General features: G+C 61.2%; 15 protein-coding genes. 5 read left to right on the top strand and 10 right to left on the bottom strand.

Going from position 1 to position 11,912, the window contains the following annotated elements; genetic code table 11:
• Window positions 1–42 precede the first annotated feature (42 nt).
• Entirely contained in the window at window positions 43–180 is a 138-nt protein-coding gene (locus ACSVHC_RS23520; RefSeq protein WP_439181434.1) for a hypothetical protein, read from the bottom strand.
• An 804-nt stretch (window positions 181–984) separates the two neighbouring features.
• On the opposite strand from ACSVHC_RS23520, the gene ACSVHC_RS23515 reads away from it, so the two are divergent.
• Window positions 985–1,674, top strand: a complete 690-nt coding sequence (locus ACSVHC_RS23515) for an HAD family hydrolase (protein ID WP_439181433.1) — start codon at window positions 985–987, stop codon at window positions 1,672–1,674.
• A 114-nt stretch (window positions 1,675–1,788) separates the two neighbouring features.
• Window positions 1,789–2,316 (top strand): GNAT family N-acetyltransferase, encoded by a 528-nt coding sequence (locus ACSVHC_RS23510; RefSeq protein ID WP_439181431.1) that lies wholly within the window; start codon window positions 1,789–1,791, stop codon window positions 2,314–2,316.
• Between the two features lie 573 nt (window positions 2,317–2,889).
• Here the strand turns inward: ACSVHC_RS23510 and ACSVHC_RS23505 are convergent.
• A complete protein-coding gene (locus ACSVHC_RS23505; RefSeq protein WP_439181430.1) occupies window positions 2,890–3,375 on the bottom strand; it encodes an AAA family ATPase in 486 nt (161 codons plus the stop codon).
• Between the two features lie 697 nt (window positions 3,376–4,072).
• On the opposite strand from ACSVHC_RS23505, the gene ACSVHC_RS23500 reads away from it, so the two are divergent.
• Both ACSVHC_RS23500 and ACSVHC_RS23495 read left to right on the top strand, forming a co-directional pair.
• A complete protein-coding gene (locus ACSVHC_RS23500) occupies window positions 4,073–4,690 on the top strand; it encodes a hypothetical protein (protein ID WP_439181429.1) in 618 nt (205 codons plus the stop codon).
• 417 nt (window positions 4,691–5,107) lie between these two features.
• Window positions 5,108–5,503: a hypothetical protein gene (locus tag ACSVHC_RS23495; RefSeq protein ID WP_439181428.1), complete on the top strand. Its 396-nt coding sequence runs from the start codon at window positions 5,108–5,110 to the stop codon at window positions 5,501–5,503.
• Between the two features lie 97 nt (window positions 5,504–5,600).
• On the opposite strand, the gene ACSVHC_RS23490 is transcribed toward ACSVHC_RS23495, so the two are convergent.
• The 8 genes from ACSVHC_RS23490 to nrdH all read right to left on the bottom strand — a co-directional run bounded on the left by ACSVHC_RS23490 (window position 5,601) and on the right by nrdH (window position 10,691).
• Window positions 5,601–6,623 carry a zeta toxin family protein gene (locus tag ACSVHC_RS23490; RefSeq protein WP_439181427.1) on the bottom strand — a complete coding sequence of 341 codons (1,023 nt, stop codon included), beginning with the start codon at window positions 6,621–6,623 and terminating at the stop codon, window positions 5,601–5,603.
• A gap of 14 nt (window positions 6,624–6,637) precedes the next feature.
• The gene (locus ACSVHC_RS23485; RefSeq protein WP_439181426.1) at window positions 6,638–7,126 is read right to left on the bottom strand and encodes a helix-turn-helix domain-containing protein; all 489 of its coding nucleotides are present in this window, start codon (window positions 7,124–7,126) and stop codon (window positions 6,638–6,640) included.
• A gap of 67 nt (window positions 7,127–7,193) precedes the next feature.
• The gene (locus ACSVHC_RS23480; protein WP_439181425.1) at window positions 7,194–7,550 is read right to left on the bottom strand and encodes a hypothetical protein; all 357 of its coding nucleotides are present in this window, start codon (window positions 7,548–7,550) and stop codon (window positions 7,194–7,196) included.
• 27 nt (window positions 7,551–7,577) lie between these two features.
• Window positions 7,578–8,003, bottom strand: a complete 426-nt coding sequence (locus ACSVHC_RS23475) for a ParB family protein (RefSeq protein ID WP_439181424.1) — start codon at window positions 8,001–8,003, stop codon at window positions 7,578–7,580.
• Between the two features lie 4 nt (window positions 8,004–8,007).
• The gene (locus ACSVHC_RS23470) at window positions 8,008–8,823 is read right to left on the bottom strand and encodes a ParA family protein (RefSeq protein WP_439181423.1); all 816 of its coding nucleotides are present in this window, start codon (window positions 8,821–8,823) and stop codon (window positions 8,008–8,010) included.
• 144 nt (window positions 8,824–8,967) lie between these two features.
• The gene (locus tag ACSVHC_RS23465) at window positions 8,968–9,924 is read right to left on the bottom strand and encodes a DUF3560 domain-containing protein (RefSeq protein ID WP_439181422.1); all 957 of its coding nucleotides are present in this window, start codon (window positions 9,922–9,924) and stop codon (window positions 8,968–8,970) included.
• A 57-nt stretch (window positions 9,925–9,981) separates the two neighbouring features.
• The gene (locus ACSVHC_RS23460) at window positions 9,982–10,386 is read right to left on the bottom strand and encodes a hypothetical protein (RefSeq protein ID WP_439181421.1); all 405 of its coding nucleotides are present in this window, start codon (window positions 10,384–10,386) and stop codon (window positions 9,982–9,984) included.
• 32 nt (window positions 10,387–10,418) lie between these two features.
• Window positions 10,419–10,691, bottom strand: coding sequence for a glutaredoxin-like protein NrdH (gene nrdH / locus ACSVHC_RS23455; protein ID WP_439181420.1), 273 nt, complete (start codon window positions 10,689–10,691; stop codon window positions 10,419–10,421).
• Between the two features lie 467 nt (window positions 10,692–11,158).
• Here nrdH and ACSVHC_RS23450 point away from each other — a divergent pair, with 467 nt between their 5' ends.
• Window positions 11,159–11,863: an SOS response-associated peptidase family protein gene (locus ACSVHC_RS23450; RefSeq protein WP_439181418.1), complete on the top strand. Its 705-nt coding sequence runs from the start codon at window positions 11,159–11,161 to the stop codon at window positions 11,861–11,863.
• Window positions 11,864–11,912: the final 49 nt, after the last annotated feature.

Raw genomic sequence — 11,912 nt, 5'->3', positions numbered from 1 at the left:
CGATGTCCCCGGCCGCGGGCCGGGGACATCGCCGTTTAATCGCTACAGGAGCACGATTTCGCTTTTGTTCGTGCCGTTCTTGTCCATGATCTGGATGACTCGGCCGACGTTGCCGGCTCTCTGAAATACCCGAGTGCGCCGAACGTTCCTCATGGGGTGGCGCTCGGTTTGCGTGGCCATCCGTTCAAGATGTTGTAAAGGGCACTGGCCAGACCGGCGACTAGCCCACCGTAAAACCCGCTGGAACCAATGAAATCGCTAAATGCCCACCCCACGAGGAGGCCGCCCAGCGGGGGCGGGACAAGCAGGATCACACGTCGGACCCACAGCCGCCTTCTGATTCGTTCCGGGGCGTTGAGCGAGAAGACAGCCAAAAGCACAAATAGCACGGGGATGAGCAACGCCGGCACCATCCACGCCCGCCATGGCCACCATCTCCACAGCACAGCACCGGCCATCACGAACACCACCACCGCACCCACACAACCTCCGACAAGGATGACCCAGCGCAACCGAGACACTCGAAGCTGCTCAAGGCCCCGGGTAACGAGAGCGGACTCTTCCTCATCGCCTGCCATTGCGGCTGACTCCCTGAACGCCGGTCCGCGAACGTCTGCTTCGCGGACCAAGAATCATAATCGGCATGGCATTCATTCATGACCCCCAAATCACCGCGCCGTCCCAGAACGGGGAAGTTGCCGCCGCGGCCACAATCGGACCATGTTGGCTTTGTCCTCTGGCAAACGGGACCACGCGGAACAGCGAACATTCTGATAGCCCACGGTAACTAAGCAGTTAGCTTCCTAGCTAGAGTGCTCGCTACCCGTAGGGACAACTCAACACAATGAAGCGGAAGACTGAATGGATGACCGGTAAAGGATCCTTTACCGTGCGTTGAATCAGCCCTGGATTATTCGTCGCGGCGGGAATGCCTTCCCAGCCTTCGATCACGAAGCATCTAGGAACAGCGGCTACGCTGGGCGGGTGAAAATTCGAGCCGTCCTATTCGATCTGGACAACACCCTTTTCGATCATCCGGCATCCGCCCGGGCCGGAGTGGACGCTTTCCTTCACCATCTTGGAACGGAGCGTTCCGCCCAACTGACACGTTGGTGGTTTGAAATAGAGGAAGATAATTACAACCGATTCCTTGCCAAGGAACTCTCTTTTCAGGAACAGCGCCGGGAGCGGCTCCGCCACTTTCTCCCGCTAGCCGGGCTTTCCGTCCCCCAAACAAACACCCGACTAGACGAACTATTCACCACCTACCTGCAGAACTACGAGGAAGCCTGGACGGCGTTTCCAGACGCGGCACCCGCCCTGCAGAGCCTCCGGGCCGCCGGCATGCCGGTGGGCGTCATCACCAACGGGAACCACGACCAGCAAACGTCGAAAATCAAGAGAATAGGACTAGAACCACTCCTGGACCGAATTTTCAGCTCCGAACTCACAAACCACGCCAAACCGGCACGGGAGGCCTTCATGCAGCCCTGCCGTCTCATGACGGTACCGCCTGGAGAGACCCTTTACGTCGGGGACAACTACCGGGTCGACATCGACGGAGCCCGGAACGCGGGACTGCAAGCCATCCATCTCAACCGCGAAGGCACCAGGCGCCAAGGGACAATCCAAAGTCTCGCGGAATTGCCGCCGCTTCTTATCCAAACCGCCTAGCTGGTCGATTCGTCCTTGGCCGAAGCAGGTACATCAGGATCAGCTCTGACGGGCGACTGCAACGCAACATGCCTATGACCACAGAGGCGGGACTGGATCTGGAAAGGTAGAACTATGACCTTACGCATCCGGCTCATCACCACCGGGGACTGTGAAGCCCTGGCTGAACTGCAAGTACGCAACCGCGATTTCTTGTCCGTGTGGGACCCCACTCGGACTGAGGACTATTTCACGGTGGAAGGTCAGCGCGCCGAAGTCGCGGCAGCACTGGCACGTCACGGGCTCGGTGACGTGATGCCCTGGGTCATCTTGGATGACGACCGCGCGGTAGCTGGGCGCTTGACGCTCAGCGGCATCACCCGCGGTCCCTTCCAATCCTGCAACATGGGGTACTGGCTTTCGGAGGACCGAACAGGCAGGGGCCTGGCAACTGAGGCCGTCCGAGCAGCAGTCGCCTCCGCCTTCACTGACCTGGAACTTCATCGAGTACAAGCCGAAACATTGGTTGCAAATGTCGCTTCTCAGAACGTCTTGGCCAAGACAGGCTTTCAGCAGTACGGACTCGCCCCGAAGTATTTGAAGATCGCGGGCATATGGCAGGACCACCTTATGTTCCAGCACTTGAACGACGGCGTCCGGTGAAGGATCCCTCACCGGGCGGATGGGGACCCTGGACTGGGAGATCGATAGTGCCCCTCTGTTCACGGAGACTGACCACCCTGCGCTGGACCTGACTAAGCGATTGGATCAGATCACCACCTAACGACATATGCACCGTTCGTGGCTGGAACGCGACTTTTCTGCACTCGGGCAGTACTTTTGCCGAATACACTCAGCGGACCGGGGAGACGCAGGCCGATGGAACCTTATCGAATTATTGTCGGAATCGAGTACCGGACTATCCGGGCCACGATGCCGCTGGTCGAGCTCACCGCGACCGAGGAGGAACTGAATTTTAGGTTTCGGTTTGGTCTTGGGCTTATTTTCGGGCCATGGCACTTCCGCAGGGACCAAGTCTCCGAGGTGTTCACCACTCGTGCGTTGTTTTCTAGGCGCATCCATATCCGTGGAGAAGGTTTTGAGATCTACGTCTTTGCGGCTCCTCCAGAACCTCTGCTTCTAACTCTCGAGGAGCTCGGCTACCCCGTGGACTGGATCTTGCGGCGATAACAGTTCCGGATATGTAGGTGGATTCCACTGTTCGTAAGGGATCGGCTATCGGGCGTCCGCGCCGAGAATGCGCGCCACAATTCGGCTGGGCGATTCCGATGCATTGATGCGCTCTTCTTCTACGAAAGATAACGGCTGCCAGCCGTGGTACCAGGCCCGCATCTCGTCCTCGCTGAAGTCTGTCGCTTGTGGCCGCATAGCGTGCCTGCGGACCGTTTCATCGAACGTAAGGTCGAAGGCAAAGAACCTCGCGTCGTTGCTCTGGGCGGCGGTGCGTTCGAGCATCGCCGAATACCGCTCCGCGTTGAATATACCTTCGAGGATGACGTGATGCCCGGCGCGGAGGCAGTGAGCTGCCGCGACTTCGAGAAGGTCCGCGTGGGCGAGGCTCTCCTGTTCACGCTCCCGGTACACGATCCGCCGGAAATGATCTTGACTGAGGATCGCAGTCGGCCAGCCCAGCGCTTGTTGTAGAGCCGCCGCGACGGTGCTCTTACCGGATCCGGAGTTTCCACGCAGGACGACGAGCATGTTCCGAACGTAACAGAGGGATGCCCGAAGCGGGATCCTCCAGCGGGACGATGTGTACAACGGCCGTGCGGTCATCTGGCTTGTCTCTTTTTCAGACCAACAGAAGTGGCATGCCCCGGCAGGGATGCTGCCGGAAGACCCATGTGGACCTCCGCTATGGCTTGTGTGTTGCTATCTGGAAGTTGGGGCATCGGCTACCACGGGGTAACCACACTCACCTAGCGCATGCACCACGTCGTCAGGGTGCGATGTCCAAAACTTCCAGGCGAGGCCACCCCTTTCAATGATTTTGACGTTCGACAGGAGTCCACGTCGCTCGGGATAGACAGTGGCTATGCGCTGCCGTTCGACAAGCCACGGGCCTCCGAATAGATGCCTCAACCCGTAGCGGAGATGGAATCCAATCTGCTCTTCCGTGATGGTCATCAGGACATATGGACGAGCCATCTCCTGAAACCAAGGGAAGCGCAAACCTCCCACGAAATCTGCGTCCACCTTCGTCCCTTTCACCACGAGCGACAACGGTACCTGGCTCGGTTTGCCCTACCGTCAGCCTAGCCAATATCTCCAGTGCCAGGACATGAGCCGCATTACTGTTCTTGATTCGCTGTCAGGCCCGTGTTTGCCGGGGTAACGCCGGCACTTCCGGACAGTAAAACGGCGATACTTCTTGGGTCTTGTCTGGCACGATGAGTCCATGGCACACGACGAGCAGGGACCCATCGAAGCGTCCCTCACCTTCCGGAGGCACCGGGGACGCCAATTGACGGTGGCCGTTTGGGTCGTCGCCGCTATCGGAATTGGTGCCCAGCTTCTCCTCAACGGGAAGGACGCTTTTGGCGACGTCTCGATCCCCTGGCTCGCCTTCATGTCCTGGATGGTTTTCGCCAATGCATGGCTGCCTCGTCTGACGATCGCCGAATCCGGGTTGGAAATGTGCAACGGGCTGATGACCCTCTACATCCCTTTCTCGGCGATCGATGACCTCCAAAACCGGTACAAAGTCATCATCAAGGCAGGGGGCAAAAAATATGTCAGCCAAGTGAGTGCTCCTCCCGGCAGCAATGCCGTGGGAAGCCGTACGTACATCCCCGTTCCCGACTCCACGAGAACAAGCGACGAGGAGGGAGACTCACTCGAGATTCCGTCAGGCCAGGATCCCGTAACCACCGCCTGGCTCAACAGGCGTTCGAGCGGGCAGCACGGAGCGCGCGTCACAACCAAATGGAATCGCCCAGCCGCAGTCATCGCCGTAGTACTTATGCTCTGGTTCTTTGCAGTCGCTCTTCAGGTGCGACCATATGGTGCCAGTTGAAATGCACCCTACCAATGGCGATCGCCACAGCCTTGCTTCCGTCGGGAAACCAGCCAGCGGTTTGTTGGGCAGCGGTGTGGGCGAGGCGGTAGGAGTCCGTGCCGGTTTCGATGATGGTCCAGCCCTTGGACGTGGCCCGGAAACCGCCATTCTGAACTCGCCGCACAGAAGCTTCCTGCGGTCGTCGATGCTCGAAATCCCATGCACGCTGAGGGATCCCCTACCGGACGCCGGTCTAAGCGTGACTTTTCCGGAGCATTGGTCCTCACCCCCCTTGTAATGGGAGATTGTGCGAGTCCTGAGTCCTGGTAGTGCGGCCACCATGTGTTTGCTGGGTTGCCTCTCTGTCTCGTCGGCTGACTTGCATCCCATTGGTTGGGAGAACGTGTGTCGGAGGACGCTGCCATAATCGTCATCATGAAAACACTGCTGGTGGTCATGAACGTCCTAGCTTTTGCTATTTCGTTCGGCGCAATCCTATGGGCATGGGTTGTACTACGTCGCGACGTGCAAGCGAACGATGACTTGTTGGGACGATTGAAAGCCATTGACGAGAAGTACGAGCGCGAACCGGCGGATGCTTTTGTTCAGTTGATCGGTGGCCCGACCGACCGCCAGCAGGAGAAGATCGAGGAGTGGCGGCGGACCGGAAAGCAAATGTTCACTTACAACGAGATGAACCATATGCCCGAGCTGGTTAAGAGCCTCATCTACATGCACGCTGCTAGCGGGCTGGGTGCTCAAGTTTGGCTGGTTGGACTTGGCCTACTCATCGGAACTGTGGCAAACGTCTGGTCGCTGTTTATTTCGTGACGGGCACTCTCGAAGCCTTGGCTGGCTATGGGAGAGTCAAGCTTTCCCCGGCGTATCTCCGGGTTCGATGCCGGCCCAGGATGAGTACTCCATGGCGTTACCGCCCGAAGTCTTGACCGGACGCGTGCCGGCCCTTGGACGGCGCTGCACGGGTCGTTGCCGCCGTCCGGACGGCGGTAAGGGTGTCGCCGTCAACCAACGGCCCGTTCGGCTTCGTACGGCCCTGCTTGGATTCCAGCACGGGGCCGGAATGCCGGTCCGCAACGCGGTAGACAACATATTCACTCACACAGCCATAGTCGGCGGCGACTGCGGCGGCGTTGGCTGCACACTTCGACTCTTTGTCTTCCGGCGTGGTGAACAGTGAGGCCGGGAATGATTGAGGAACCCAGCGACCGCCCAGCTTGGCATCAGGGCCCTCTGCCGCGCCGTTCTCAGCGTCAAGGTAGCCGCGTTCCCAGCGGCCCATGGTGCGCGCTTCACTGACGGCCTGGGTCGTTTCGACGTCGGCCACCTTCACGTCGTAACCAGCGGCTGCGAGCTTATCCAGTAGCATTCTGGCTTGCTTTTCGTTGCCCAGGGTGCCGTCGATGATCACATTGTCACCGCGCTTGATGGCCTCGTTGGTGGCCTTCTTTGAAAGTATGGAGGACTCATTGTGGACCAGGGCCGCCAGTTCGCGGGGATAGAACTTCTCCCCCGCCGCTTCCAGCTCGCGCACTTCGTCGGGTACCAGGTAACTGTCATAGCTGCCGTCCTGGCGGGCCTGCTCCAACAGAAGGTCTTTGAAGTCGTCCGGGTTGATCGAGAGCCAGTGTTCAGGCTGCGTCCGCGTCTCCTTGATGAGCGCACTCTGCGCTGTGGACTTTCCGGCACCGGGAGGGCCGGCAAGGACAATTGCTTTCTTGTCCTTGCGCACCTCGGGGTGCGACTCGGTAAAGACCGCAAGGATCTCCACGTGGAGCTGCCGGCGGACGTCGAGCGGCGTTCCCCGGCGCACGTTGAACCATTCGGGGTTCTGGCTGGTGGCGTGCTGACTATGGGCCGTGAGGGGTCCGCCGTCTTCGCCTAAGCGCTCCAGATGGGCGCGGTGTACTGCGGCCTGGTCTTCGGTAGTCACGCTTTACAGCGTAGTCATTCGGATGCGGGGACTTCGTCCGAGGCGTCCAGAATCAGGTCGTAGGCCTCGCCGTCGATGAGTCCTTCATCCCGTGCCTGCCCGACTTCTTCAAAGGAGCCGGGGGTATCCGGGTAAGGCGTGGAGTCCCACTCGGCCTGCGCTGCGGCCAATCCCTCGTTCTTCACGTAGGGCCATGCGGACAGTTCGCGGATCATGGTGTCGCGGTCGATGTCGCCGGCCGCGTAGCGCTCTGCAATTTCGTAGGGGCTGGCTCCACTGAATCCCTCCGGGATCGGCTTCACTCCCCTGACATCCGCCTGCGCCAGCAGCTGGCTGACGGACGGCTGCTGGATACCCAAAGCGCGGGCGATCTCTCGCTGCCCGGCTCCGGCCTCCACGGCGGACCGAACGGCCCTGATGTAATCCAGGCCGCCCAGTTCCCGGCGTGCCCGGGCGCGGCGAGCATTCACAAGTGCAGCTTCGGGGCTGGTGGTGATCGTCATGTCCAAACCTCCTATATAGGTAAGCCTATCAGTGGCTGATAGGCGTGTCACGGGCCATCGTTCCGGGCTAGTTGTCGCGGTAGCCCTGGCGGGAAATGGCGCTCTGCGCCTTCTCCAATTCGGCTCCGAGTTCTGCGGCCAGCTGCGCCGCCCTGGTGAGGTGGTCCGTGGCGGTGGCCACGCTCTGCACCGGGTCGCGCCCGTCGTCCTCGTACACGGTGTACTCGTCCAGGGAGCGGCCAAGAGACCGGGCCAGCTGGGTGCACGCCTGGGGCAGCATGTGCCCCACTCCCTTGAGGTTGCCCAAGACGCTGTAGACGATGGGGGCAGCGTGAACCTGAGTGATCGTCAAGTGGTTGATCGTTCGGATTGCCTCGTAAGCGTCATCCGCCGCGCGGATCACTTCGGGTGTTTCCTCGTCCATGGTCGTGTCCTCTTCTGCTCGCGGGGTTTAGTTGCCCAGGGGTTTTCCCTGGGGGATCTCGCGGGCGGCCAGCGGGGGCCATTCCTGGCCGCCGTTGTAAGTCTTCTCAAGGGCACTGACTTTCTCGTCAATGGCCATGTTGATGAACTCGCTCAGAGAGCGGTAGCGGGTGTGCATCTGCGTGTTCATGTAGGCGGCGCGCATCCGGTCCGCATCCTCTTCGAGCTGGTAGAAGCTCGTCTTCTTCGGTGCCGCCTTCGCGGCCGGCTTGTCCTTGGCCAGCGCGGCCGCTGGCGTGGCCGCCGGCTGCACAGCGGCCGGGGCCGGCTGGCTGGCCAGTTCACTGACAACATCACTGGGCGCTGCCTTGCGCAGCCGGGACGGGGCCGCGGTGCCCAGGGCGGCCAGGGCTTCCTTGTCCGGGGCGCTCCCCCGGCGGCGGTTCTCTGGCATGGTCTTAGTGTTCCTTCGTAATCGTGCGTGCAATTTCTTCCAGGCCGTCTAACAGCTCCCGGCCGCTGGTGCCGTAGTTACTCAGCGGCACGGCTGCGGAATTGGCTTTGGCGAACGCCTCACGCTCCGGGAGGTATGGCGGCAGCAGCTGGGGGCCGTAGTCGGCTTCCAACTTCTCGATCCATTCGGCCTGGTCGAGTTTCCGCTTGCTGACACGGTTGACGACGATGCCGGCCAAAGAAAGCCCGGGATTGAACAACTGGCGGACGCTGCCCAGCGTCTTGACGATTTCCGAAAGACCCTCGACTGAGGCGGCGCGCGGCTCCGTGACCAGCAGGGCCGTATCTGCGGCCACCAGGGCGTTGATGGTCAGCTGGCCAAGTGACGGCGGGCAGTCCAGCAGAACGACGTCGTAAGCCTCCGTCGCGCCGTCAAGGGCGATCCGTAGCCGGTGTTCCCTGCCCATCATCTGGTCCTGCTCCCGCCCGGCCAGGGCGCGTTCAGAGGCCACCAGGTGCACAACAGGCCAGTCTTGGCCCTTGTCGGCGTCCGCCTGCCAGTCCGGGCTGGCGTGAACGGCGGCGTCAGCCATGACTCCGGGGATGACCTCGCTGCCCTCTCCCCCGGCCAGAACGTCGTTCAGCGTGAATTCCGCGTCACTGACGCCCATGTTGCTTGTTGCGTTGAACTGCGGGTCGATGTCCACCAAGAGAACCCTTTTTCGCAGGCGGTGTGCCAGCACTTCCGCTAGGCCGGCGGTCACGGTCGTCTTGCCGACGCCGCCCTTCTGGTTACATACGGCAATGATTTGCGCGCTCATATAAATACCTCCAATACCTCTATTAGTTGCGTCAAGGCTGGAACTGTCCACCAAATTCCGCGCCATTCCGCCACTGTTACGGGAAAGTTCATTGAATGCCTCTTTCACTTCTAATAGTACTATTAGAAGTGAAAGAGGTCAATCTTAGAAGGCTGCCGGCTGGTGGCCCGATAGCTCGTGATAGGGCACCGTGTCCGTCCAGCTGCCGCCGACGATCGAAGGGATGGTGACTGATTTCCGGTTGACGCGGCGGACTTCGTACCAGCTGCCCCGGAACTTCACCTGGTCCCCCTTGCTGATGTTCTCGGGTCCATAGTTGTTGGCGTGGCCGGCGCTGACCTGCTCGGCCCGCACACCTTCCCAGTGGTTGATCTGGTCGGCCAGTTCCTGGATGCGCGCCCGCAGGAGCTCGGCCGCGCCGCCCTGGGCGGGGTCGTGGCTCTCGGTGTGGCGCCGCTCCCCCACGGTGAAGACGGTTCGTGTGTGACCGTTCAGCCGGCGCTCCGCCCGGCGCTTGTCTGCCTGTAGCGTCTCAATGCGGTTGGCGACCGTGACGGGGTTGTAGCGGCGCACGGTGGCGAGGGCGGCCGTCTCGGCGCGTTCGGCGGCCTGCTTGGCTTCGGTGCCGGCGTCGATTGCGCGGCGCGCGGCTCGGTCTGCTTTGGCGATTGCATTGCGGTGCCGGGTTTCGGAGTGGTGGCCAATCTTGATCGGCTCTCCCCCTTCGGGTAGCCGCGCAGCGGCCTTGCGCTCTGCCTCTTGTGCCCGTTCGGCGGCGGTGGCCCTGCGCTCGGCCTTGGCGACCAACGCTTCGGCCCTCTCCCCCGCGCGCTCGGCCTTGCCCTCTTCCACCTCAGCGGCCGGCCGGGCGGTGTCGTCAATGTCCACATCCACAATGAAACCGGCGGCACGCAGCTGCTCGGCTGTGCCGTTGATGAGGTGTGCGCGTGCGGCCCGGTCCCGGGAATTGGGTACGTACCAGGCGCCCAGGTTGCGGGACCAGCGCCAGCCGCCGGCCTTGAGGATGATGTTGGAGCCGTCGCCCTTGGCGGTGCCCTCGATAAGCGTGCCCGTCTTGCGGGAGTGGGTGATGATCGTCATTTTCGGTCCCCTCTTCCTAAAGTACCTCTAATACTTCTAATAGTACTATTAGAAGTATTAGAGGTCAAGATTCTTGTAGCTGGGATATGCAGCTACGTTGCCGGCACCGTAGCGGATGAGGGCCGGGAGTTTGCCGGCCTCGGTGGACACCAGGCGTTCGGGCGCAACGTCTCTTACGCCGTCCTCACCACTCCATTCCCAGGAGCTGTAACGGGCGGCCAGGGCGTCAATGTCCGCCTGGGTCGGGCCGGCGGCCAGCAGGCAGGTGGCGGGGGAGTGGTGGCCGTCAAAGTCGGCCGAGCTTGGCTGGTAGCCGATTTCCCAGCCGATGACTGTTTGCGTGATGCCGGCACCGTTCGCGGCGCGTACCGTGAAGCGGGTTCCGGGAAAGCAGGCTTTCAGGTCGGCTCGGATCAGGCGATTGGTTTCCGCCTGGCTGAGCTGCTGTGTTGTCTCGTTCATGGGATTTGCCTCTTTTGCTTCTAAAAGAACTGTTAGGGCTGGGAAATGTGGAGGGCGGCCGCCAGCTGGTCGAGCTTGTCGGGGCGAAAGCCGCTCCAGTGGTTTTCCTCGTCGGCGTTCACCACGATCACCGGGGCTTGTGAGTAGCCCAGATCCTCGGTGATGTATTCCAGGGCCTCGGGGGAAGTGGTGACGTCTACGGACTCATAACTGATGCCCTTCTTGTCCAGCGCCAGGAAGGTCATGCGGCACTGCGAACAGGCAGGCTTCGTGTACACCGTGACGACCGCATTTTCCGTGTTCATTGTCAGTCTCCCTTTCGACTCCTCTAACACTTCTAATAGTACTATTAGAAGTGTTAGAGGTCAATGGTTTTCCTTGATTTCCCGGGGATTTTCTCTTCCGTGTGAGTCTTGGCGGTGTCGTTTCTGGCGTGCGCGGCGCTCGGTGGATGTGGTGTCAGAACGGCTAGCACCTCAGCGCAAATCCCCCCAGCGCCTTAAGACCCGGCCGGCCCCGTGGGTTCCTGTGCCCTGGTCAAGGTGGCCCCGCCCTGCCGTCGTGTATCGTCCAAAGCTGAAAGACCCGGCTCAGGTGTCGGGGGGCCGGCAGCGTTGAGGCTTGGGCCATGGGGGACTTGCCCGGACTGCTTTGCCATCCGGCACTGGTACGGTGGTTCAGTCCCGTCGGTACCCCCCATTCCGGCGGGACATTCTTTTTCCCTGGCGCGGCCGGACACGGTGCTTTCTGGGTGGTGCCGCAGAATAGGGGAATGTGTGGACGCTATGCCATCGGAAAATCAGGTGAGGATCTGGCCAAGACGCTGGGGGTTCATTTCCCGGCCAGCGCGTTGGCCTGGGAGCCTGCGTACAGCCTGGCGATCACTAATTCAGCACCGGTAGTGCGGGAGCGGCTGGTGGACGGTGCGGAGCTGCAGCGAGAGGGCGCGTTGCTGCGGTGGGGCGTTCCTGATCCGGCCCCGGAACGGTTGGGCAGGCCGATGCAGAATGCCCGGTTGAGTTCGATCCACTTCTTTGAGGTCTGGAAGAACCTCTACCGTTCGGGGATGCGCCTAGTCGTGCCCATGAGCGGTTATTTCGAGTGGATCGAGACCAAGCCGAAGTACAAAGTGCCGATCTTCATCCATGACCCGGCTGCGCCGCTCCTTCTGGCCGCCGGCCTGTGGTCGCCGGATGAGACTTACACGGTCATCACGGTCCAGGGGAAGGATGCAGCGGGGGAGGTCCATAACCGGATGCCGCTCTTCCTGGACCCGGAGCTGATGGGTTCCTGGCTGAACCCGGAGGAGCTTGGACCGAAGGACGGGGCAGCGTTGCTCAGGGATGTCCGGGCCTGTTCGGACGGCATTGCCTCCAAGCTTCACACCCACCCGGTCAGCCGGGAGTTGAACAACGTGCGCACGGCACCGCGTGAAGATCCGCGGTTGCTCGAACCGGTGGATTTGGCGACGGCGTAGCCGTCAAGCGGCCTTGACGATCGGCAGTTCGTCCCAGTGTGTGGTGTAC

The sequence above is a fragment of the Arthrobacter sp. KNU-44 genome, assembly GCF_051843155.1.
GTDB lineage: Bacteria > Actinomycetota > Actinomycetes > Actinomycetales > Micrococcaceae > Arthrobacter.
Note: the sequence above shows the minus strand (reverse complement) of the source record. Positions and strands in the feature narration are given on the sequence as shown.